Genomic DNA, 24,819 nt, shown 5'->3' with positions numbered 1-24,819 from the left:
ATTGTGTATATTGATTTAAGCAGACTTTATAAATAAAGCCTGTTTACGTAAATAATCCATTAAAGTTAATCAATGTTAGTCGCATTTTTTATCAGCCACTAAAGATATTAAGATTTGTTACTAAACCGCCAAGCAATTACCCATGATACTACTGCTGGAATCGTTAAATACAAGTTAAAACTATCATCAGACTGTAGATAGAATAAAGCAGTAATAATACTCAGCGTAACCGCTAAAGAGGTTATCACTTGGTTTTTACTGTTTTTTTGCTGTTGATCATTAAAACGCTGCATTAACAATTGTTGCTGTTGTTGTATTTGTTTAGTTTGCGCTAGATTGTGATAAACCAATTCTGGGATATCTGGTAATTTTTCTAACCAAAAGGGCGCTTTCACTTTTAGTTTGTTAAACAGTGTTTGAGGGCTAACTTGCTCTCGCATCCAGTTTTCTAAAAAGGGTTTTGCGGTGTCCCATAAATCTAATTGTGGGTATAATTGACGACCTAAACCTTCGATATAAAGTAACGTTTTTTGTAACAAAACTAATTGAGGTTGCACTTGCATATTAAAGCGACGAGCGGTATTAAATAAATTTATTAATACGTGAGCAAATGAAATTTCTGATAATGGTTTTTCAAAAATAGGTTCACAAACCGCGCGTATAGCAAATTCAAATTCTTCCGCAGGTGTATCTGCTGGCACCCAACCTGAGTCGATATGTAATTGTGCTACTTGTCTGTAATCTCGATTGAAAAAGGCTAAGAAATTTTCTGCTAAATAGCGTTTATCTTCGTTGGTTAATGTTCCTACAATGCCACAGTCAATACCTATCCAAAGTGGATCTTCTGGGTGTTCGTAAGATACAAAGACGTTACCTGGGTGCATATCAGCATGAAAGAAACTATCTCGAAATACTTGCGTGAAAAAGGCTTCTACGCCGCGTTCTGCAAGTAGTTTTAAATTGGTATTTTGTGCTTTTAATGCCTCAATATCTGATACTGGAATACCATATATACGTTCCATGACTAATGCATCTTTAGTGCAATAATCTGAATAAATTTCAGGGACATATAACATTTTAGAGTTTAAGAAATTACGGCGTAATTGAATTGCATTAGCACCTTCACGCATTAAATCTAATTCATCGATAATAGTTTTTTCGTACTCTCTGATCACTTCAACAGGACGCAGACGTTTAGCGTCTTTTAAAAAACGTTGCATTAATGAAGCCATCCACTTCATTAATTGAATATCAGCGGCAATGGTTTTAGCAATACCAGGTCTTGTTACTTTAATGACAACTTCTCTGCCATCTTCCTTAAGTGTTGCTGTATGAACTTGTGCTATTGATGCTGAAGCAAGCGCAACTTCATTAAAGTTATCAAAAATCTCGTTAATTGGACGTTGAAAAGATTTTTCTATTTGTTTAATCGCTAAATCACCAGAAAAGGCCGGTACATTATCTTGTAAGTGCGCTAATTGGTCTGCATAAATAGGTGCCAATAAATCACGACGAGTCGACAGCATTTGCCCTAGTTTTATGTAGATAGGCCCTAATGATTGTAAACTTAAGCGCAGACGTTCAGGTAACCCCATCTCTTTATGTTGATTACGTAACCAAAATAAACAAATTCGTAAAATCCAATAACTTTTAGGTATTTGTGCTTTAGGGACTAAATCAATTAAACCATATTCAATAAACGTTTTATTTATCTGATATAGGCGCGATAATTCTGTTATTTTTATCATTTATTTTCCAGCTAGTGAGTTAGTGCCGAGTCGTTTATTAGACTTTGCTTCTAACTGCTCTAGCTTATTGTTAAGGCTTAGTAATAATGTATCTGCTTGTGCTTCTAGTATTTTGACTTGCTCGCAAAAGTAAGCAACTTCTAATCCGCTAGGAGCCAGTTTAATCTCTTCTGTTACATATAAAGCCGTTTGTTTTTCAACTTTATTAAATTGAGCCAATGTACCTTGATGGATCTTTTTAGCGTGATAACAAAGTTTGTGTGCAATGACATCTCCGACCTTATGAGATAGATGTTCTTCCCAATCGATATCCATATCCGTCAATAATTTTGCAAACTGCTGTACTAATTGAATATCGCCATCAACTTCTAGTTGCCCTGTTTTAATTAAGTGCGTTAGTTGATGATTATCTTGCAACTTATTTAAGGCACTAAAACTGACTCGAATATTACAATCAGCTTGGCCTTCAAATTTATTTAATACATCGACTTGTCGATCTGAAATAACAAAATACAATGGGAAATTAAGTTCTTTTAAGCTTGCATAGATGATAGTGCCATTAAGTTGTTTACGTTTTATGACAGCGCTACTATCTAATTGATGTAATTGATTTACACCTGTTTCTAATAAACCGCACAGTAAGTTAGTTAATGGCATGTTGACTCTCGTTATAGAAGTGACTGGTTAATGTTTGCAATATCGGATTAGTATTTATAACCACGATGTAGAGCGACAATACCTGCACTTAAATTAAAGTACTCTGTCCCTTCGAAACCGACATTATTCATCATCTCTTTAAGCGTATCTTGATCTGGATGCATACGAATGCTTTCAGCTAGATATTGGTAACTTTCACTGTCGTTCGCAATTAATTTACCTAGCTTAGGCAAAATATTGAACGAGTAAAAATCATAGAATTTTTCAACTGGCGAATAAACTGGTTTTGAGAATTCTAATACCAGTAAACGACCACCAGGCTTTAGCACTCGGTAAATAGAAGCTAAGGCTTTATCTTTGTCAGTCACGTTACGTAAACCAAACGCAATCGTGATTAAATCAAAGTGATTATCTGGAAATGGTAACTCTTCAGCATTAGCTTGAACGTAACTTACGTTTCCTTCAATGCCCATGTCGCGCAACTTAGTACGGCCTACTTTCAGCATCGAATCATTAATATCAGCTAAAATCACTTGGCCTTGTGCACCCACAATACGTGAAAACTTTGCGGTTAAATCACCTGTCCCACCGGCTAAGTCTAAGACTTTTTGACCTTGGCGAACACCAGAGCAGTCAACGGTAAAGCGCTTCCAAATGCGGTGGATACCCATAGATAACACATCATTCATGATGTCATATTTAGCGGCAACGGAATGGAATACGTCGGCCACTAATTCAACTTTTTTATCTTCTTCAACGGTTTTGAAACCAAAGTGAGTCTTATTGTCTGGGGTTTCTTGCATGGTTATCTCTTTACCTTCCGGATAAAAATTATTGCTTGATTAGATATCATTGCATGATAGCAATTTTTCAACAATATTTGGATCTTTATTGTTTGTCTAATTTTGTACTTTAAATCATTGATTTTATTTTTAATGTTACGCTTTATTACAAAGCTTTACTAAATTATTGGATATTATACCCATTATCAATCAAGAGGCATTATTCAGTCGTTAACTCGATCCTCATAACTCGAACATAAAGACAAGGCGTAACATGATGACAATGTCCAATCCTTATCGAATGTTATAACACGGTATTGGTTTTCGAATTAGCGACCCGCAGGGCAAGTAGAGAGGCAATCACCTTCGATTGTTATACATTGTCATAGAGTCTCGATTTAATCCGTTAGATCTTTACCTCTATGCCTAGATTTTTTACCTCACGACTTACTGATTTTTACATTTTGAACGATGACGAGTATATATTTGTTTAATAAATCAAATCAGAGCATATTGATTATATCGTTAATTATTAACAGAGTTATTTAAGTCTCTTCACATAAAAGGTACATTAGTTGTTCTATCACATTGTTTTACCTTTTTTATCAATATTTAATGATCAGTGTGACTGTTGTTATAAATGAAAATACGTTATAACCATTCATAAAGCTTTAATATCATAAACTTGGGAACTTCTTATGTTGAAAAATATCCAACCGACACAAACTGCTGCTTGGTCAACGCTACAAAGCCTATTTGATGACCATGCTGATATGCAAATATCTGAATTATTTGCCGAAGATTCACAGCGTTTCGGCACCTTTTCTCGCCAATTTGACGAAGACTTCTTATTAGATTTCTCTAAGAACTTAATTACCGAAGAGATATTAGCTAGCTTGATCGATCTTGCTAAAGAAGTGGATTTAAGCGAGGCAATTAAAGCGCAATTTTCTGGTGAAAAAATTAATATTACAGAAGGGCGAGCGGTATTACACACTGCATTACGTAACCGCAGTAATACACCCGTGTTAGTTGATGGCGAAGATGTGATGCCTAAAATCAACGAAGTATTGGCTCAAATGAAAGCGTTTTGTGCAAAAGTACATTCTGGTGAATGGTTAGGTTATACAGGCAAGCGTATTACGGATGTAGTAAATATTGGTATTGGTGGTTCTGATTTAGGTCCATTCATGGTCACTGAAGCCCTACGCCCTTATAAAGTCGAAGGTATTGAAACGCATTTTGTGTCTAATGTTGATGGCACTCATATTGTTGAAACGTTAACCAAAGTAGACCCTGAAACCACTTTATTTTTAATCGCTTCTAAAACGTTCACCACACAAGAAACCATGACCAATGCGCATAGTGCGCGAGATTGGTTTTTAAATTTTGCACAGGATGAAGCGTTTGTTGCTAAACATTTTGCTGCGCTTTCGACTAATGCAGATGCAGTGACTGAGTTTGGTATTGATACGGCTAATATGTTCCAATTCTGGGATTGGGTCGGCGGACGTTACTCTATTTGGTCTGCGATCGGATTATCTATTGCATTAACCGTTGGCTTTGAAAACTATGAAGAGCTACTTGCTGGTGCACATGAGATGGATCAGCACTTTGCGACGACTGAATTTGAAAATAATATTCCGGTCTTATTAGCGGTTATCGGTATTTGGTATAACAATTTTTATGGTGCCGAGTCAGAAGCTATTTTACCTTATGATCAATACATGCACCGTTTCCCTGCTTATTTTCAACAAGGCAATATGGAATCTAACGGTAAATGTACCGACCGTAATGGTGACCCTGTAGATTACCAAACGGGACCGATCATCTGGGGTGAACCTGGTACTAATGGTCAACATGCGTTTTATCAATTGATTCATCAAGGTACAAAATTAATCCCTTGTGACTTTATTGCACCAGCCGTTAGCCATAACCCAGCGGGCGATCACCACGCTAAATTGTTATCTAACTTCTTTGCACAAACTGAAGCATTAGCCTTTGGTAAAACCAAGATGCAAGTGGAATCTGAGTTTAAGGCTGCTGGCAAATCAGCAGAAGAAGTGGCTGATTTAGTACCTTATAAAGTATTTGAAGGTAACAAACCCACTAACTCAATTTTAGTTAAGAAAATTACGCCTAAAACATTAGGGCAGCTAATCGCAATGTACGAGCAGAAGGTCTTTACGCAAGGCGTTATCTGGAACATCTTCACTTTTGATCAGTGGGGTGTTGAATTAGGTAAGCAATTAGCCGGACAAATATTACCTGAGCTAAGTAATAACGATTGTGTAGAAAGTCACGACTGTTCAACGAATGGGTTGATCAATGCTTGGAAAGCGTGGAAGTAAGTTATTAACATCGTGTTTTAACTTTAAAGGCTCTAGTTTTTAAATTTGACCACTTTATTTAACGGTTATCGCGTATTATTTAATACGCGATAACCGTTTTTTTGTCTTTGTATTTTACTCATTGTAGATAAGCCATTACTATAGCGGCTTTATATGATTGAGTTTATGTCGTTAATACAATCATGTGTACATTTATGGAGTTCAATATGAAATACCTTGTAACAGGTGCGGTTGGTTTTATCGGAAGCGTTGTCGTCGAACGTTTAACTGCAGCGGGTCACCAAGTCATTGGTATTGATAATATCAATGACTATTATGATGTTGCGTTAAAAGAAGCTCGTTTAAACCGTATTAAAAATCCATTATTTCAATTTATTAAATTAGATTTAGCTGATCGTGAAGGCATTAAAGGTTTATTTGCAGCTCAACAGTTTGACCGCGTAATTCATCTTGGCGCACAAGCGGGTGTTCGTTACTCGATTGAAAATCCATTGGCTTATGCAGATAGCAACTTAGTGGGACACGTCAATATTTTAGAAGGGTGTCGTCAAAATAAAGTAGGTCACCTGATCTATGCATCATCAAGCTCTGTGTATGGTTTAAACGCAAAAGTACCTTTTTCAACTAATGATTCAGTAGACCATCCTATCTCTTTGTATGCTGCGACTAAGAAATCAAATGAATTGATGGCACATACGTATTCTCATCTTTACGATATTCCAACGACAGGTTTACGGTTCTTTACCGTTTATGGTCCTTGGGGACGTCCAGATATGGCACCGTTCATCTTTACTAAAAAGATTCTGGAAGGTGAAACGATTGATATCAATAACAATGGCGATATGTGGCGTGACTTTACTTATATTGATGACATCGTAGAAGGTGTTATTCGTATCGCAGACGTTGAGCCTGTTAAAAATCCTGATTGGACAGTTGAAACAGGTAGCCCAGCAACGAGTTCCGCACCTTATGCTGTTTACAATATAGGGCACGGCTCACCAATCAGCTTAATGGATTTTGTACAAGCGATTGAAAGCGAACTAGGCATAGAAGCGAAGAAAAATTTCCGTGGAATGCAAGCAGGCGATGTATATCAAACCTATGCTGATACGACTGACTTATTTAAAGTGATAGGTTACACACCTGCAGTCACAGTGAAGCAAGGTGTTGCTGAGTTTGTTAAATGGTATAAAGATTTTTACGCTAAGTAATTTCTATGGTAATTCGGTTATTAGTGATAAATCGAATCTAATGAATATAATTTTTTTAAGGCTAACTTTTGTTAGCCTTTTTACTTTCTGGCTTGTCTTTTTTAACACGTAAGCCTGCTACTAAAAATCTAAAATCATTAATGATCAGAGCCTGTTATGGCAGTAAATTGTTCAATGACCTGTTCAGTGGAGATATCTTGCATAATGTGTTCACCTTTTGCACGTGCACTCCAAGGTAGTTCAGATAACGATTTTTTATGTTGCTCTTGTACATGTTGTTCATAAACACTAATCACATATTCAGCACTTAAATAGGGGCCTGTTCGTAATGGATTACTGTGTCCATACAAACCAATAACAGGCGTGTTTTGTGTTGTTGCAATATGTGCAGGTCCTGAATCAGGCGCTAGCACTAACGAAGCTTCTCTTAAGGTCGCAGTGAGTTGCTTTAACGAAGTTTGACCGATTAAATTGATCGCCTTGTGCTGCATTAGTGTTTGTATATTTTCACCTAACAGTACTTCACGAGGCGCAGGGGAACCACATAATACCACCTCAAAACCTTGCGTGATGGCATAATCTGCCACTGCAGCATAACGCTCTGTTAACCAGTTTCGTTCATCTTTACTTGCAGCAGGGCTGATAATAAATAATGGTTTATTATGTGGGCTTATTGTTTGAGCGAATTTAATGTCTGAAGATGAAAGTGGGATATTCCAAGTTGGTGATGTTTTTTCAATACCTAAGTAATAGGCGAACTCAAAGAAGCTATCTAAAACATGTTGTGAAGCTGTATCTGAAATTTTTTGGTTAGTGAATAACCATTGTGCTTCTTTCGCACGTTTAAAATTAAAGCCCACTTTATATTTAGCTTTAATACCTAGCGTTAGCGCACTTGCTCTCAACGCGAGTTGCATATGTAATAATGCATCAAAGCGGCGTCCTGATAGCTGCTTCCAAATAGCTTTCATGCCGGAGTAGCCCGTTTTTTTATCAAAAATAATCACTTCAACATCAGGTAAATCATGTAATAACTGCGCTTCTATTTTCCCCATGATCCAGGTTACCTTGGTGCTTGGCCATTGCTTTTGAATTGCTTGTACCATAGCAACAGCATGACATACATCGCCAATAGCTGATAAACGTAGAAGACATATCGATTTAGGTGCTGTTGAAAATAATGGCATAGTAGTATGATATTCCAAGTGATTTTATTCAGTATACAATACTAACGTTATTTTAGGTTTCAATATTTTTGGAGTCGCGAGTATTTATTAAAAGGTTAACAAGATGTTCAACATTATTCAAAGCCAAGGTGCATATACCATTTACAATGAAAAGTTGATTGATGATGTATCTGAATGTTTTGAGCCACAATATTGGCAAAATAAAGCGAAGGTTATCGGTAGCGCGCAAGGGCGTGGGACGACTTGGTTTGTTGAGCTTGATAGCATACAAGCAGCATTACGTCATTATCGACGAGGTGGATTATTTGGAAAAATAGTATCTGATAGTTATTTTTTTACTGGTTATCAAAAAGCGCGAAGTATCGCAGAATTTCATTTATTAAATCATCTACAAGGGCAAGGCGTTAATGTGCCAACACCCATTGCCGCTAATGTTAAACGTTGTGGTTTTTTATACCAAGCTGATATCTTGTCAGAAAAAATTCCAGATGCAACAGATCTCGTTGACCTATTACAACAAAGAAAATTAACGAAACATGAATATTTAAATATTGGTAAAGAAATTAAAAAACTGCATCAAGCACAGGTAAATCATACTGATTTAAATATCCATAATATTTTATTAGATAAAAATGGCCGTGTTTGGATTATTGATTTCGATAAATGTTATCAACAAGTTGGAGAAGATTGGAAAGAGGTCAATTTACAACGTTTATTGCGCTCTTTCCGTAAAGAGCTTAAAAAAAGATCCATTAACTGGAATGAAGCCGATTGGCAGTCTTTAATCCTTAGTTATAAACATTTTTAATATACTTAAATATATTAATCAAACATTGTGTCTTTTAATGGTGTGCCTGCTTTAATATCTATTTTAGCTTTTTTATTCAATATTGAATCATAATATTTAGGTGCTAAACCAAAACCTGGTCTGATGCTTCGAATGTTTTGAGGTGTCAATTCTTCACCATAATTAATGTCTTCCACAACGTATAAAGAACGACGGAACTTAACGTTACCTTTTTCTGCTTCTGTTCGTTCATAGTTTACATTTCCCAATGCTTGCCACGCAGTTTTACTATCTTTACATAATTGTGTTAATTCTTTTGGCTCTAATGAGAAGCTGTCATCTGCGCCGCCACCATTGCGATCTAATGTGACATGTTTTTCAATTAAGCATGCACCTAGAGCAACCGATGCGACTGCAGTTGCATTATCAATAGTGTGATCTGATAGTCCTGATAGCACATCAAATCGTTCTGAAATATCAGTAATAGTTCGCAAGTTATATTGATCTGCTGGTGCAGGGTACCCACTAACGCAATGTAAAACTATTAGCTCTTCACAACCATTAGAGCGAGCGCAGTCAACTGCTTCTTGAATTTCTTCTTTATTTGCCATACCTGTCGACATAATCATTGGTTTACCTGTTTTAGCAACACGGGCAATTAATGGTAAGTCAATTAATTCAAATGAAGCAATTTTATAAGCTGGCGCATCTAATTTCTCTAATAATTCTACTGCTGTAAAATCAAATGGTGAACTAAAAATAGTAATATCGAGGTCTTTGGCTTTTGCAAATAATAATTCATGCCATTCCCATGGCATATGCGCTCCCTTATATAATTCATATAAAGTTTGCCCATCCCATAAACCACCGTAGATTTGAAAATCTTCTGAATCACAATCCATTGTGATTGTGTCATGCGTATAAGTTTGTAGTTTAATCGCATCAGCCCCTGCTTTTTTGGCTTCTTCCATGATTTTATAAGCACGATTGATATCACCATTATGGTTTGCTGATAATTCAGCAATAATATATGGAGGGAAATCAGGGCCAATTTTACGATCTGCAATTGTTATAAATGAATTCATATTTTTTCTCTCTGTAGTGAAGAGCGGATAAATGTATCGACTGCAACTTGTTCATATTTCGCACTAGTAAATAGACGCTGTGATGCGATATTTTCGGTCAAAACTACTGCTTGAATATCAATATTAGGATGTAACGAATCAATACTCTTTAATGCTTTTTTTGCATAACCTTGACCAAAGTAATTTGGGTCTATAAAAAGAGAAAGGAGATAAGGCTGATCGTCTCTTTTGTCTAACCGTAAAACACCTATATTTAAGCCTAAATGTAGAGATTCAATTATATAAAAATAATCTTCATGTTTTTTTAGTTTAGCTTTCATCCATTGTTCATGAGTTTCCCAAGTAGGAGTTTCCTTGGTAAGTGCATATTTACGTGTTTCAGGTAATAATTGCCAGTCAAATACTTGTTGGATATTTAATTCAGTTGCAGGTTTTAGTATTACTGAATTAGATAAATTACTGTTGATATTTTCAATGTAGTCTATCACTCGAAATAGACCTAACCCATCACATAGTGATAAGTTGATCGATTTCATTTCATCCCATTGCTTTAGTAATAAACTATAAGACGTGAGTAAATCAGCTTTTATAGTATTTAAAGGAATTTGAATTGCTGCACCAACCTTTACTAATCTTTCACTTATTGTTTTTTGGTTATCGGCTAATGGGATAATAAGGCTAGGAAGCCCTAAGCATGCCCTTTCCCAAGATGTTGTCCCTGGGGCTCCAATTGCTATATCGTGGTCTAACATGAGTTCTGCCATATTATCTACAAAATTAATATGCTTAACCCAATTGTTGTTGCGTGTACAAAAATTAATCACAGATTTATAATGAGGGGCTCTACTACTTAACAAAACAGTTACAAAAGGTTTATTAATCGTAATTAACGCTAATGCTTCAAGTGACTGCAATGTCGCATTAGGTTGATCAATACCTCCCATGCTTATTAATACTCTTGGCTGTAAAGGAAGATCTTTTGATAATAGGGCTGTAGAACGATAGTACGAAAAATAAGGGTTTAATAATGCAAAATGACAACCTGCTAAAATAACTTGATCAGCAGTTAAGTGTTTATACTCAGAGACATTGCGCAATAATGTTTGATCTAAAATAACTTCGGCATGATGCTCTCGGACTAAATCATCAATAGCAAAAATTTTACATGATAAGTGCTTTTTAATGTAAAGCTCCCACTCTATATTCAATCCATAATGATCTACAATGATTAAATCTATTCGCTCACACTGTTTGATTAAGCTATCTGCGTCTTCTTGCCATGATACTTGTAACCAAGCTGCATAATCGGCACTATCTTTAGGGGTTTTCCATTTGTAAGGGCAAATTAACTCTTTAACTTCAAATTCTTTTTGGCGAACAAAATCAATTAAGTCCCCTTGTTGAGGTCGAGAGGCAAAAGAGACTTGATGTCCTTTTTTGATTAAATTAGCAGCCAATACAAGGCAGCGCATGATATGTCCACTGCCAATATAATTAGAAGCATCCGCACGAATAACAATATTCATCAAATTGCCTATAACGTTTTAAATAAAGATTCAGCTAATTCCCAATCTTCAGGTGTATCTATATCCTGAACATGTTTTCGAGGAATTAAAATAGCTTTGGAATGTTCTGCAAAAATAGCTTTCCCCATTAAAAAAGCAGATGCTTTTCCCCAATAAAATTGCCCTGCATCATGATAAGTTTCTTCTAAGTCTTGGGACCGTGTATTAAGGTGCTCAGGATGCATCATTTTAACAAAACCATCAGAAGTCATTATAATCGCTCTTTGAATAGCAAATGGAAAAGTAGTCGCACTAAACGCGTATTCAACGTTATCACACGATATTAATCTTAACCCTTGTACGATATATTTAGGTTGAATAAATGGCGCGGTTGCATATACGCAACACACCAGTCTAATATCCCAATCTTGTTCGGTACACCAGTTAATTGCATGTTGCATAACATCAAGTGTTGTAGCAAAATCATCGGCAATGTTCGCAGGTCGAATGAATGGAACTTCAGCACCATACTGTAAAGCCACGTCAGCGATTTCTTGGTCATCCGTTGAAACAATAATTTTATCAAAGCAACCTGAATTTTGAGCCGCTTCAATAGAGTAAGCAATCATTGGTTTACCGTGAAATAGTTTAATATTTTTACGCGGGATACGTTTACTACCGCCTCGAGCAGGAATAATAGCAATATTCATTATTAACCTTGCAAAATTTTAGTTAATACAGAAACAACTTCATCTTGTTGTGTTTTACTCATTAGATGAAACATTGGAAGGGAAATTGCGTTTTGGTAATAACACTCAGCAACAGGGAAATCACCAAATTTAAAACCTAAGTTCCGATAATAAGGCTGAGTATGTACTGGGATATAATGCAGATTAACGCCGATACCATTTTCACGTAGTTCATTAAACACTTGTTGATGTGTTTTGGTGATTTTATCTAAGTCTAAACGGATAACAAACAAATGTAGCCCTGAATAAGTGTCTGGCAATTGATATGGAAGTCTAATAGGTAAGTCCAGCATTAATTCATTATAACGATGTGCCAATATATGACGGGCTGCAACAAATTCACTTAATCTTTTTATTTGAGAAACGCCAAGAGCAGCTTGCAATTCAGTCATTCGATAGTTATAACCTAATTCAACTTGTTGGTAATACCATCCTCCATCAGACTCTCCAATCATTAGTTCAGGATCTCGAGTAACACCATGGCTCCTAAATAAATTCATTTTAGTTGCCAGTGTTTTGTCATTTGTTAAAGCAGCACCACCTTCAGCGGTGGTAATTATCTTAACTGGATGAAAACTAAAAACAGTAATATCAGAATACTTACAAGCCCCAATGATAGAGTTTAGGTATTTCCCTCCAATAGCATGAGAAGCATCTTCAATAATCTTAAAGTCGTACTCTAGAGCTAATGCATGTATCGCTTTCATATCACAAGGTTGGCCACATAAGTGAACGGCAACAAGCACTTTAGGTAATTTACCTTGCTTTTCGGCAATGATTAATTTTTCTTTTAACTTTATTGGACAAAGGTTGTATGTTTTATCATCAATGTCGACAAAGTCGATATTTGCTCCACAATATAAACCGCAGTTTGCTGAGGCGACAAAGGTAATAGGTGTAGTCCAAAGGTAATCGCCTTTACCAAGCCCTAATGATAAGCAGGCTATATGTAATGCAGAAGTTGCACTATTAACTGCAAATGCATATTGAGCACTTGTAAAGTCCATTAACAACTTTTCAAACGCAGGTACTTGAGGCCCTTGAGTTAAAAAGTCGGACTTCAGAACTTCAACAACAGCATCAATATCTTTTTGAGTAATTTCCTGTTTACCATAGGGGATCATATTTATGCCTTAAATTCTGGATCTACATGTTCAACGATGAGTTTGCGTAAACCTTCAATAGTTTCCCATTCTGTATTAGTACCTGAATTATATTTAAATCCAAAAGGTACTTTTTCTGCTTTATGGTGTTGCATATAATCTGCTTCAGTATAGGTATAAGAAACTGATGGTAAAATTGCGTAATAAGGACCTAAATCAATCGTATTAAGAGAGTCAGTATCAGTAATCATCTCCTCATGTAACTTTTCACCTGGACGAATACCAACATCTCGAGTTTCACATTCTGGAGCGACAGCTTCTGCAATATCTAATATTTTATAAGAAGGTATCTTAGGAATAAATATCTCACCACCAAGGTGATTACCTAAAGCAAACATCACTAAGTTAACACCATCTTGAAGTGATATATTAAAACGTGTCATTTCTTTATGAGTAATAGGTAAAATCCCTTCTTTACGTTTATCTAAAAAGAAAGGAATAACTGAGCCACGTGATCCCATCACATTACCGTAACGTACTACACTAAAACGAATATCTTTAGAGCCACGAATATTATTTGCTGCTGCGAATAATTTATCTGACGCTAATTTAGTCGCACCGTACAAGTTAATCGGAGCGCAAGCCTTATCTGTAGATAAAGCAACAACATCATGCACACCACATGAAAGTGCTGCATGAATCACATTTTCCGCACCATCGATGTTAGTGCGAATACATTCAGTTGGGTTGTATTCAGCAGTATCTACTTGTTTTATTGCTGCTGCATGTATGATGACATCTACCCCTTCACAGGCTTGAGTCAGGCGTTCTTTGTCGCGAACATCACCTATGAAAAAACGTAATTGAGGAAAATCGTAAGAAGGGTATTTTTGTTTAATGATAGATTGTTTCAATTCATCACGAGAATAAATAATAATTTTTTTTACTTCTGGATAGCGAGCTAGAATTGTTTCAATGAATTTTTTACCGAATGAACCTGTCCCACCCGTAATTAATACTACTTTATTATTTAACATTTTATCTGCCCATTTATTATATTGTTTTTTGTAAAACATTTTTTAAATTAATATCTATTTAAAATGTCTTATTGTTGATGTTATAAGCTGAAGTATTTGTTCTATGTTTGAGAATGGAAAGTCAAATAATATCAAATACCTAATTGCGGTAAAAATTTAATTTCAGTTATACACATACTTAGTTTATGTTTGTATCTATTATAAAGTACATATTTTTAAATTATACATATGTCATCATATTAAAGTAGTTTTGTTACTTACTTTTGTGTATTGATTAAATCACAAATAATTTAGGGTTTTTTGTAACGCCCCTTTGCTTGTACTCACTATATCTAAAGCTGACTCTCCTAAACGTTGTTGCAATGTTTTATCATTTATTAATTGTTTAACTTCATTGGTTATCGTTTCGCTATCATTACAAACCTTACATGCATCAACTGCAATTAATTGTTCTGTTATTAATTTAAAATTATAATAACTTGGGCCCGTTAAGCAAGGCTTACCTAATGCAGCAGGTTCTAATAAATTATGTCCACCGATCTTGTCTCCAAGAAGACTACCACCCATAAAACAAATATCAGCAGCACCAATAAAAGTCAGCATGTCCCCCATCGTGTCTCCAATAAATACTTGTGTTTCAGGAACAATTAATTGTTGGCTAGTTCGACGTTGTGTTTGAAAATCGTATTGCTCACTCAGTTGCACCACATCATTAAAGCGCTCTGGATGTCTTGGTACAATAATTAACAATAGATCTTTTATTGTTGTTATTAGTTTTTGGTGTGCAGTTAATATGATTTCGTCTTCGCCTTGATGAGTACTCGCAACTACCCAAACCGAGCGGTTGATACCAATACTTTCTCTTAATGCTTTTCCTGATTGAATAACTGCCGGAGAAATATCTATATCAAACTTCAACGAGCCAGTAACCTGCACTTTGTGATTATTAATGCCTAGGGCGATAAAACGATCTGCATCCTCCTGTGTTTGACATAATATTTGACTGATAGGGGGAGAAATCAAATTAAATACAACTTGAAATCTTTTATAACGCAGAAATGAACGCTCTGACAATCTTGCATTAATGATAGTTATTTCAATATTATGCTGTGCAGCTGTTGTGAGAGTATTCGGCCACAGTTCTGTTTCCATAATGAATAATTTCTGTGGTTCGATAAGGCTTATAAAGCGACGAACTGCCCATGAGAAATCAATAGGCATATAACGATGTTGTACAAAGACTCCTATTTTGAGGGCTTGTTCCGCACCTGTACTGGTGGTTGTGGTCACAACAATAGCATGTGTAGGGTAACGTTGATGATAAGCCTTTATCAAAGGAGTCGCAGCAATTGTTTCGCCTACTGAAACAGTATGAAACCACACTACATGATCACTAGAGTCAGTTAATTTTGGTGTAAACCCAAAATGTTCAAGCCAACGTTTCCCAAACTTAGGCTTATTAGGTTTTGATTTATAGAGAGAATAAAGGAAAAAAGGGGAAACGATCACAAGTAAAAAACTATAAAACCATCGAAGAATCATTGTTAGCCCTAACTGTTCAAGTAAAAATATATATCATATATAAATTCCACGATATAATCATTGATACTTGACTATTGTTTTATTATTACGGAATACGCTACGAATGCTTCCCCAAAAATACCTAATGTACATTTCTCAAAACTATGCCTATGCAATGTTACGACCGATACAGGCTGAAATACATGAAAGAGGAGATAGTGTTAGATGGTTTTTAGAGGGCAATGAAGTCTCTGCCAAATACTTAGTATCTGATGAAATACAATTAAATAGTGTTGAAGAAGTTAATGAGTGGGGGGCTGATTTTGTTTTAGCACCTGGCAATGTAGTACCTAGTTTTATTTCAGGACTTAAGGTCGCTTTATTTCATGGGTTTAATTCAGGTAAGCGAGGTAATGATGCGCATTTTAAAATCCGTCAGTGTTTTGATATGTATTGTACCCAAGGTCCAAATACAACAGAACGGTTTTTAACGTTATCAAAGCAATACCAAACCTTTACCGTAAAAGAAACAGGATGGGCTATGCTAGATCCTCTGTTTACAAAAATAGATCCAAATCCTTATTTTATTGAAACGGACGACCGTCCTACACTTTTATTTTGCTCTACCTTTTCCGAGGAAAGCTCTTATGCTGCTGAGCTATTTCCCGCCATTAAAAAGTTAAGTAAATTGTCTAGTTATCGATGGTTGGTACAGTTTCATCCTAAAATGCCTATTGAGATTGTAGAAAAATATAAAGCCATTCAAAATGAAAATTTGCAGTTCATTGAAACTGATGATGTGATTCCTCTTTTACAAGCAGCAGACCTAATGATATGCGATACATCATCAATTATGATCATGTTTTTACTACAAAAAAAACCAGTGATTGCTTATAAAAATAAAACAACCAATGACAGTTATATCCATATCGACACTATAGATGATATTGAGAAGTCGATTAAAATAGCCCTAGATAGATCAGAAGATCGTTTACATAAAATTGAACACTATTGCTCTCAAACTCATCCCTATGATGATGGTCAATCAAGTCAACGAGTTATTGATGCATGTCAATTATTGCAAAAAGATGGAATTGAAAATATTAAACCTAAACCGTTAAATTTAATCCGACAATTTAAGTTACGTAAAAAACTAAAATACTGGAAAATTTAATTAGTTTAAAGACTCCTATACATATCCCTATTAATGAGATTATTACAGTTAAAAATGGCACGTTTATATGTGATATTTATTGTTTTTTATATGAACAATGGCAGATGAAAAGAAAATATTTGAATTTAATATGACAATTTTTGTTATTTGACTCAAATAAATAAGGTGCATGACATTATTGTAATTAAAAGGAAAAATGAGTATGAATAAAAAGCTAAAAGTTATTAACATGCTGGCAGTAACGCACCATAGCAGAGAAAATATTAATCCTATTAGACCAGAAGCGTCACAAGTTATTGGGCTTCACCTATCAGGAAAAGTGAAGGTGACGGCATTATGTAACCCTAATTCGACTCTCATACCTTTTTATGAACAACATGGGATTGAAGTGCTCACTGATCCTTTAGATAAAAAATTATCACTTTCTACGATTCAAAAAATTCGCCAACTTATTCACGAAAAGAATATCGATATTTTGCATCTATTCAACAACATTGCTTGTTGTAATGGTGCGATGGCTGCCATTGGTACTAACGTTAAAGTTATCGCTTACCGCGGACAAACTGGCAATATGAGCCGCCTTGATCCTGCCAGTTACTTAACATTACTACATCCTCGTCTAGATAAAATAATTTGTGTTGCTAAAGCTGTTGAGTTGGAATTAAAAACACATTTAGGAAGGCATAAAGACAAAGCGGTTACCGTTTATAAAGGTCATGATACTTCTTGGTATCAAAATCCTAAAGCAGATCTGTCGTCTTTAGGTTTACCTGAAGATAGTTTTATTATTTCTCTCGTTGCTAATTTAAGGCCTCGAAAAGGTCTACCTGTCTTAATGGAAGCACTATCTTTATTACCTAATGATACAAACCTTGATGTACTTTTAGTTGGTGCAGATTCCACTTCGCCTAAAATTCAGGCTTTAATCCAGTCTAGTGGCCGTGTTGGGCGGGTTCATGCTTTAGGTTATCGAACAGATGCACCAGAGGTAGCTGCTGCATCACATTTGACAGTATTACCTACAACAAAACGTGAGGGATTATGTCGAGCGGTACTTGAAGCAAACTCCTATGGTATTCCTGCAATAGTGTCTGATACTGGTGGTAATGCAGAGTTAGTTAAAGATGGACATACTGGTATTGTAGTCCCCCCCTCTGAACCGCAATTATTAGCTAACGCTATACTTAAGCTATATAACGATAGAGAACTTTGCTCTCTTTACGGAAAAAATGCGAAAGAAAGAGCCCAAAATAAATTTAATGTAGAGCAAGGTGTCAATGCTACGTTTGATGTTTATCAGAAACTATTGAAGTAGTTAATTAAATTGGAAGGTTAATGAATATTTTTTTATGCTCAACTGTAAGACATTTATTATTTGCTTTATTAAAAGGTTTATCCAAACCAGAAAAAATATCTTACATTCTAATGATTACAGATCAACAAAATATAGATATAGACAGTTATGATTTACTGACATTGCCCGAGCATATTCAAGTTATCTTTATCAAACGAAGTGACATTAATAAAAGTTTGTTAAAATATAAAAGAGGTCGAGGAATTAAGTTCTTATCCAACTTTAATGTTCATACATCATCGACACTACAAAATTATTTTAAAAAGCTATTGTTTACTAAGTTAATTCCTATTGTTAATGATGTTACTCAGTTAGATAATACAAATCTTTATTTGTTTAATGATAGGAATAAATTATCTCGTTTACTAAGACTAGCATTTGATAAATATTCTATTATTGAAGATGGAACAGGAAATTATAAAGGCATTAAATTCAAGCTGTTAGAAAGAGCAATAAATATACTTAAAGGTAATAAACAAAAAAAACGTTATTTTGGTGATGATTGTCGATGTGAATGCATTTATTTATTAAACCCTCTTGGAGGGCCTGAATATTTAAAAGACAAAGTAACTTCAATTGATTTTATTCAAGCCGATAATGTTCATAAATATTGTATGCCATTTTTTAAAGCAGAGGGAATAGGCTGTAATATTAATTACATTTTAGCCACTCAGCCTATAGGTGTGTTTGCAGACCTTAAGCTAGATTTTAAAGTTTACAATAAAATAATTAAAATATTTAGAGATAACGGTTTAAAGCTTTTTATAAAAACACATCCTAGAGAGTCAATACAAGAATTTAAAAATAAATATATTGGAGTTGATTTCATTGAGAGTAAGGTGCCTTTAGAATTAGTTATTTTCAGTAATCAAACCAAATGTCATATTATTTCTTTATGCTCAAGTGCTGGATTAGGTTTTGAAAATTACTGCGAACGAGTGACACTTATTTCTGATGACGAACATGAAAATTTAAAGAAAATATTAGATACTTGGAAAAATGATGAGGCAATTTTAGATAAAGTCTTAAATAAAAGCTTCTTAAGATTACTTTCCTAATAGACTGGTATAGTTATTGTATTTTTTAAAAAATTAACCCCTTTGTATATAAAAGATTAATTTTTAAAAATAGTAATGTTAAATATATATTACGAAATAATTTTAAGGAGGGCTTTTAAAAGTAATTTATAGAAATTTTTTTCGTTTGCGGTGCTCTATATTTTAGACAAGGGCGTAGTGAAATATAAAAATTTTTAGTGAATAATAAGCATAGACATACTAATAATTAGTATAATCGAGTAAATAAAATTTTAATATTAAAAGGAATAACATGCCCACATTTAAGTTAATAGAAATAGCTGAAACAAAGCTACGTTTAGACAATGAAGAGGCTGTTCTTGTGGACACGCGTGATGCTCAATCTTATGCAGCTGATCATGCCGAAGGTGCATTTAATTTAAATAATGACACTTTAAAAGAGTTTTTAGATAAAGTTGAGTTTGATACACCTGTTTTTGTGGTTTGTTACCATGGTAATAGTAGTAAAGGTGTCGCTCAATATTTGGCTGAACAAGGTTATGAAGACACCTACAGCGTTGAAGGTGGCATGGCTATGTGGCGTCAACTGTTTCCAATGACATAAATATTTTTATTCTTAGTTGTTAGTCGCATTAAGTTAAAACGCTATTTTTGAAAAATAATAGTAAAAGCAGTGTTCAAAAATTATAAAAGAAAAGGTTAGTGATGAGTGTAGTTGATACGGATAGCATTGATGCTATTGGCATGGAAAAAGAAGCTAAACGCGTATTCTTGAGTATTATTGATTCATTAGTTTGGGATCGTGATGATGTGCATTTATTTACACTGCAAGAAAAAATTAATACTTACTTATATTTCATTGAGTCAGGTGAATTGATTAAAGCATTACCGGATGCCGCTGGGTACGATATTGCTATCGAGTTAATTCTAAAACACATGCCCACTGATCAAGCGATTACCTTTTTTGATAAAACCACACAAATTTTATTAGATAAAGGCATTATTTTTGTTTTTGGTCCTAATAAAAATGCAGGATATGCTGAACAACAAAGTTAACCTAGCTCATATTTTCCATAAGGAATGTTAGCCCATTCCTTATGGAATTCAATCGCTTTTGCCTATTTCAGTCCCTCATACTCACTCGCTTTATCATTGCATATTCAAGTTGAACTTTATTTTGTTTAAATATGTGATCAAATTGTAACTTTACCATTGCCCCCGCTCTGGGTATTTGGGATAATCCGCGCCTCATATGCCCGCAATTTCCATTAATTCAAAATGTAATCAGGAGAAACAGATGCCTTCTCGTCAAGAGTTAGCTAACGCAATACGCGCCCTTAGTATGGATGCTGTCCAAAAAGCCAATTCAGGTCACCCAGGTGCACCAATGGGGATGGCTGATATTGCACAAGTGTTATGGACAGATTTTTTAAAACATAACCCAACTAACCCAAACTGGGCTGACCGCGACCGTTTTATTCTATCTAACGGCCATGGCTCTATGCTTATCTATTCTTTATTGCATTTAACAGGTTATGACTTGTCAATCGAAGACCTTAAAAGCTTCCGTCAATTACATTCAAAAACACCAGGTCATCCTGAATACGGCTATGCGCCAGGCATTGAAACAACAACCGGTCCATTAGGTCAAGGTATTACAAATGCTATCGGTATGGCGATTGCTGAGCGTTCATTAGCAGCTTCTTTTAACAAAGAAGGTCACGAGATTGTTGATCATCACACCTATACTTTCCTAGGTGACGGTTGTTTGATGGAAGGCATTTCGCATGAAGCTTGTTCTTTAGCGGGTACATTAGGCTTAGGTAAACTGATTGCATTTTGGGATGACAACGGCATTTCAATCGATGGTGAAGTAGAAGGTTGGTTCACTGACGATACACCTAAACGTTTTGAATCTTATGGATGGCAAGTGATTTCTGTTGACGGGCATAACCCTGAAGAAATTAAAGCGGCTATCATTTCTGCAAAAGCTGAAACAACTAAACCAACGATGATTTGTTGTAAAACGATTATTGGTTTTGGTTCTCCTGCTAAGCAAGGTACACACGATTGTCACGGTGCGCCATTAGGTCACGATGAAATCGAAGCAACACGTAAAGCGTTAGGTTGGAATCACGGTCCATTTGAAATTCCAGCTGATGTTTATGCAGGTTGGGATAACAAAGAACAAGGCCAAGCGGCAGAGCAATCTTGGGATGAAACATTCGCAGCATACGCAGCGGCTTACCCAGAATTAGCAAGCGAATACAAACGTCGTGTTAACAACGAATTACCTGCTGAGTGGGAAGCTAAGTCTTCTGCTTACATTGCTGACTTACAAGCAAACCAAGGTAACATCGCAACACGTAAAGCATCACAAAACTGTATCGAAGCTTTTGGCGCAATGCTACCTGAACTATTAGGTGGCTCTGCGGATTTAGCGCCATCTAACTTAACAATGTGGTCTGGTACTAAAGCTATTACTGCAGATGACGCAACAGGCAACTACTTACATTACGGTGTACGTGAGTTTGCAATGGCTGCGATCATTAACGGTATCGCATTACATAAAGGGTTTGTTCCTTACGGCGCAACGTTCTTAATGTTTATGGAATATGCTCGTAATGCATTACGTATGTCTGCATTAATGAAGCAACGTTCTATTCAAGTATTTACACATGACTCAATTGGTTTAGGTGAAGATGGTCCAACTCACCAACCTGTAGAGCAAATTGCCAGCTTACGTTTAACACCAAACATGAACACATGGCGTCCATGTGACAGCGTTGAATCTGCTGTTGCTTGGAAGTTTGCTATCGAATCAGTTGATGCACCTTCATCACTTATCTTTAGTCGTCAAAACTTGAAACCACAATCACGTGATGCTCAGCAATTAGCTGACGTTGCAAAAGGTGGTTATGTATTGCTTGATAGCGCTACACCTGTTGAAATCATCTTAATTGCGACAGGTTCAGAAGTTGAACTAGCAATGCAAGCTGCTGCTGAATTAACAGCTTCAGGTAAAGCAGTACGTGTTGTTTCAATTCCTTGTACTGAGCAATTTGAACTTCAATCTGCTGAATACAAAGAATCTGTCTTACCAGCAGCGGTTACTAAACGTGTTGCTATTGAAGCGGGTATCGCAGATTACTGGTACAAGTATGTTGGCCTAAACGGTGCAGTGATCGGTATGACAACATTTGGTGAGTCAGCGCCTGCTGATCAACTATTTGAAATGTTTGGTTTCACTGTTAAAAACGTAGTAGAAACAGCTAACGCTTTATAATTAGCTAGCTTTCTATTCGTTTAAAAAACCGCGTTTAACTAGTTAATAGTTAAACGCGGTTTTTTTATATCTAAAATAAAAAATTCTCTTCTACTTTAATACCGATTACATTAAATATGTTATCTAAATTTTGCGCTGGAAAAACAGTTCAATTCAATGCGAAAATTGAGCCTTTCGAAGATTAACTTCGTTAATCGTCTATCGGAGAATTAACCAAAAAATGTTAATTCTTTAATAGCTGTTTCCTTTACGAAATTTACAATAAGGAAGGGGCTGTTTTAACAAGTAAAATAGATAAGCTATTTATGGTGATTGGTATAAATCTTAGACATAAAAAAACCGGCTACGAATGCCGGTTTTTATTATAGATTTAATATCTCGTTATATTATTTAAGCTTGCTTAAATCACGTACAGCACCTTTATCCGCTGATGTTGCCATCATTGCATAAACTTTTAATGCAGCTGAAATAGGGCGGATACGGTCAACAGGTTTCCAACCGATAGTATCTTGCTTAGCGCGACGCTCAGCGAGTACTTCTTCAGATACTTTTAAGTCCATTGCACGCGTTGGAATATTGATATCGATGATGTCACCGTTTTCAATTAAACCAATTACGCCGCCTGCTGCTGCTTCAGGTGAAACATGGCCAATTGACAGACCAGACGTACCACCAGAGAAACGACCATCAGTGATTAATGCGCACTGTTTACCCAATCCCATTGATTTAAGGTAAGACGTTGGGTAAAGCATTTCTTGCATACCTGGGCCACCTTGTGGACCTTCGTAGCGAATAACAACCACATCGCCAGCAACCACTTTACCACCTAGAATTGCTTCAACAGCATCATCTTGGCTTTCATATATTTTAGCTGGACCAGTAAACGTTAGATTATCATCATCAACACCTGCCGTTTTAACAACAGCGCCATCAACCGCCATGTTCCCAAATAATACTGCTAAACCACCTTCCGTGCTGAATGCGTTTTCTAGTGAACGAATACAACCATTTTTACGGTCATTATCCACTGTATCCCAACGACAAGATTGGCTAAATGCTTTTACTGTACGGATACCTGCAGGGCCTGCACGATAAAAATCGATAATCGCTTGGTCTTTAGTTTGCATGATATCGTAATGAGCAAGCTGCTCTTTCATGGTCGGGCTTAGGATAGTAGGGATTTCGCTATTTAATAAACCCGCTCTATCCAACTCGCCTAAGATAGCCATTACACCACCAGCGCGATGTACATCTTCCATATGGTATTCAGGTGTAGAAGGTGCCACTTTACAAAGCTGTGGGATACGACGAGACATTTTGTCCATGTCTGCAACGGTAAAGTCTAATTCAGCCTCTTGTGCACAAGCTAATAGATGTAAGATCGTATTAGTAGAACCACCCATTGCAATATCTAGTGCCATTGCATTTTCAAAAGCAGGGCGACCTGCGATAGAGCGTGGCAATACTGAGTAGTCATCTTCTTGGTAATGACGTTTTGTAATTTCAACAATACGACGGCCAGCTTCTAAGAATAAATTCTCACGGTCAGCATGTGTTGCTAACATTGAACCGTTACCCGGTAGTGATAAACCTAATGCTTCTGTTAAACAGTTCATTGAGTTTGCTGTAAACATACCAGAACAAGAACCACATGTTGGACATGCACTACGTTCTACTTTTTCAAGATCTTCGTCTGATACGTTTTTATCAGGGCCCATTACCATCGCATCAACTAAATCTAGTTTAATGATTTGATCTGAAAGCTTAGTTTTACCTGCTTCCATTGGTCCGCCTGATACAAAGATAACAGGGATGTTTAAGCGTAATGCCGCCATTAACATTCCCGGTGTGATTTTGTCACAGTTAGAAATACAAACGATCGCATCTGCACAGTGAGCATTCACCATGTATTCAATTGAGTCTGCAATCAAGTCACGTGAAGGTAGGCTATATAACATACCTGAGTGACCCATCGCGATGCCATCGTCTATTGCGATTGTATTAAATTCTTTAGCAATACCACCGGCTTTTTCAATTTCACGTGCCACTAATTGACCCATGTCTTTTAGGTGTACGTGGCCCGGTACAAATTGTGTGAATGAGTTTGCAATCGCGATGATTGGCTTTCCGAAATCATCATCTTTTACGCCAGTTGCGCGCCATAATGCACGAGCACCTGCCATGTTACGACCATGTGTGGATGTTTTTGAACGATAAACTGGCATTCTTATTTCCTTAAACTGCT

At 36.0% G+C, this 24,819-nt stretch carries 20 protein-coding genes; 9 read left to right on the top strand and 11 right to left on the bottom strand.

Annotated features, from left to right (window positions below; all coding sequences use genetic code 11):
* Positions 1-107: 107 nt before the first annotated feature.
* Genes ubiB through ubiE form a run of 3 tightly spaced genes read right to left on the bottom strand, consistent with a single transcriptional unit; the run spans position 108 to position 3,208 of the window.
* Positions 108-1,748: a ubiquinone biosynthesis regulatory protein kinase UbiB gene (ubiB, locus tag V6255_RS10890; RefSeq protein WP_341628184.1), complete on the bottom strand. Its 1,641-nt coding sequence runs from the start codon at positions 1,746-1,748 to the stop codon at positions 108-110.
* Positions 1,749-2,405, bottom strand: a complete 657-nt coding sequence (locus V6255_RS10885; RefSeq protein WP_341628183.1) for a ubiquinone biosynthesis accessory factor UbiJ — start codon at positions 2,403-2,405, stop codon at positions 1,749-1,751. It lies immediately after the preceding gene.
* A gap of 47 nt (positions 2,406-2,452) precedes the next feature.
* Positions 2,453-3,208 (bottom strand): bifunctional demethylmenaquinone methyltransferase/2-methoxy-6-polyprenyl-1,4-benzoquinol methylase UbiE, encoded by a 756-nt coding sequence (gene ubiE / locus V6255_RS10880; protein WP_341628182.1) that lies wholly within the window; start codon positions 3,206-3,208, stop codon positions 2,453-2,455.
* Positions 3,209-3,885: 677 nt separating this feature from the next.
* Between ubiE and pgi the strand changes: the two genes are divergently transcribed.
* Both pgi and V6255_RS10870 read left to right on the top strand, forming a co-directional pair.
* The gene (gene pgi, locus V6255_RS10875) at positions 3,886-5,538 is read left to right on the top strand and encodes a glucose-6-phosphate isomerase (protein WP_341628181.1); all 1,653 of its coding nucleotides are present in this window, start codon (positions 3,886-3,888) and stop codon (positions 5,536-5,538) included.
* Positions 5,539-5,744: 206 nt separating this feature from the next.
* Positions 5,745-6,749, top strand: coding sequence for an NAD-dependent epimerase (locus V6255_RS10870; protein ID WP_341628180.1), 1,005 nt, complete (start codon positions 5,745-5,747; stop codon positions 6,747-6,749).
* Positions 6,750-6,886: 137 nt separating this feature from the next.
* Here the strand turns inward: V6255_RS10870 and V6255_RS10865 are convergent, their stop codons facing one another.
* Positions 6,887-7,936, bottom strand: a complete 1,050-nt coding sequence (locus V6255_RS10865; protein WP_341628179.1) for a glycosyltransferase family 9 protein — start codon at positions 7,934-7,936, stop codon at positions 6,887-6,889.
* A 103-nt stretch (positions 7,937-8,039) separates the two neighbouring features.
* Between V6255_RS10865 and V6255_RS10860 the strand changes: the two genes are divergently transcribed.
* The gene (locus V6255_RS10860) at positions 8,040-8,744 is read left to right on the top strand and encodes a 3-deoxy-D-manno-octulosonic acid kinase (protein WP_341628178.1); all 705 of its coding nucleotides are present in this window, start codon (positions 8,040-8,042) and stop codon (positions 8,742-8,744) included.
* Positions 8,745-8,758: 14 nt separating this feature from the next.
* Here the strand turns inward: V6255_RS10860 and pseI are convergent, their stop codons facing one another.
* From pseI to waaA, 6 genes are all read right to left on the bottom strand, one after another.
* Positions 8,759-9,808 (bottom strand): pseudaminic acid synthase, encoded by a 1,050-nt coding sequence (gene pseI, locus V6255_RS10855; protein WP_341628177.1) that lies wholly within the window; start codon positions 9,806-9,808, stop codon positions 8,759-8,761.
* Positions 9,805-11,334 carry a UDP-2,4-diacetamido-2,4,6-trideoxy-beta-L-altropyranose hydrolase gene (gene pseG / locus V6255_RS10850; protein WP_341628176.1) on the bottom strand — a complete coding sequence of 510 codons (1,530 nt, stop codon included), beginning with the start codon at positions 11,332-11,334 and terminating at the stop codon, positions 9,805-9,807. The genes pseI and pseG overlap by 4 nt, the downstream gene beginning before the upstream one ends.
* Before the next feature lie 8 nt (positions 11,335-11,342).
* Positions 11,343-12,023, bottom strand: coding sequence for a pseudaminic acid cytidylyltransferase (gene pseF, locus V6255_RS10845; protein WP_341628175.1), 681 nt, complete (start codon positions 12,021-12,023; stop codon positions 11,343-11,345).
* A 2-nt stretch (positions 12,024-12,025) separates the two neighbouring features.
* The gene (gene pseC, locus V6255_RS10840; protein WP_341628174.1) at positions 12,026-13,186 is read right to left on the bottom strand and encodes a UDP-4-amino-4,6-dideoxy-N-acetyl-beta-L-altrosamine transaminase; all 1,161 of its coding nucleotides are present in this window, start codon (positions 13,184-13,186) and stop codon (positions 12,026-12,028) included.
* Between the two features lie 2 nt (positions 13,187-13,188).
* On the bottom strand, positions 13,189-14,202 hold the full coding sequence (gene pseB, locus V6255_RS10835; protein WP_341628173.1) for a UDP-N-acetylglucosamine 4,6-dehydratase (inverting): 1,014 nt from the start codon (positions 14,200-14,202) through the stop codon (positions 13,189-13,191).
* Between the two features lie 279 nt (positions 14,203-14,481).
* Entirely contained in the window at positions 14,482-15,744 is a 1,263-nt protein-coding gene (gene waaA / locus V6255_RS10830) for a lipid IV(A) 3-deoxy-D-manno-octulosonic acid transferase (RefSeq protein WP_341628172.1), read from the bottom strand.
* 103 nt (positions 15,745-15,847) lie between these two features.
* Here waaA and V6255_RS10825 point away from each other — a divergent pair, with 103 nt between their 5' ends.
* The 6 genes from V6255_RS10825 (at position 15,848) to tkt (ending at position 22,574) form a co-directional block, all read left to right on the top strand.
* Entirely contained in the window at positions 15,848-16,897 is a 1,050-nt protein-coding gene (locus V6255_RS10825; RefSeq protein WP_341628171.1) for a CDP-glycerol glycerophosphotransferase family protein, read from the top strand.
* Positions 16,898-17,099: 202 nt separating this feature from the next.
* The gene (locus V6255_RS10820) at positions 17,100-18,212 is read left to right on the top strand and encodes a glycosyltransferase (RefSeq protein ID WP_341628170.1); all 1,113 of its coding nucleotides are present in this window, start codon (positions 17,100-17,102) and stop codon (positions 18,210-18,212) included.
* Between the two features lie 20 nt (positions 18,213-18,232).
* The gene (locus V6255_RS10815) at positions 18,233-19,309 is read left to right on the top strand and encodes a glycosyltransferase family 52 (protein WP_341628169.1); all 1,077 of its coding nucleotides are present in this window, start codon (positions 18,233-18,235) and stop codon (positions 19,307-19,309) included.
* A 271-nt stretch (positions 19,310-19,580) separates the two neighbouring features.
* Positions 19,581-19,892, top strand: a complete 312-nt coding sequence (gene glpE, locus V6255_RS10810; protein WP_341628168.1) for a thiosulfate sulfurtransferase GlpE — start codon at positions 19,581-19,583, stop codon at positions 19,890-19,892.
* A 101-nt stretch (positions 19,893-19,993) separates the two neighbouring features.
* On the top strand, positions 19,994-20,344 hold the full coding sequence (locus tag V6255_RS10805) for a DUF6572 domain-containing protein (protein ID WP_341628167.1): 351 nt from the start codon (positions 19,994-19,996) through the stop codon (positions 20,342-20,344).
* Positions 20,345-20,585: 241 nt separating this feature from the next.
* Positions 20,586-22,574: a transketolase gene (gene tkt / locus V6255_RS10800; RefSeq protein WP_341628166.1), complete on the top strand. Its 1,989-nt coding sequence runs from the start codon at positions 20,586-20,588 to the stop codon at positions 22,572-22,574.
* A 386-nt stretch (positions 22,575-22,960) separates the two neighbouring features.
* On the opposite strand, the gene ilvD is transcribed toward tkt, so the two are convergent.
* Positions 22,961-24,799, bottom strand: a complete 1,839-nt coding sequence (gene ilvD / locus V6255_RS10795; protein ID WP_341628165.1) for a dihydroxy-acid dehydratase — start codon at positions 24,797-24,799, stop codon at positions 22,961-22,963.
* Between the last annotated feature and the right edge of the window lie 20 nt (positions 24,800-24,819).

Source organism: Psychromonas arctica, from assembly GCF_038155225.1.
Classification (GTDB): Bacteria; Pseudomonadota; Gammaproteobacteria; order Enterobacterales; family Psychromonadaceae; genus Psychromonas; species Psychromonas arctica_B.
The sequence above is the reverse complement of the archived record's forward strand: the minus strand, read 5'-3'. Positions and strand labels throughout refer to the sequence as shown.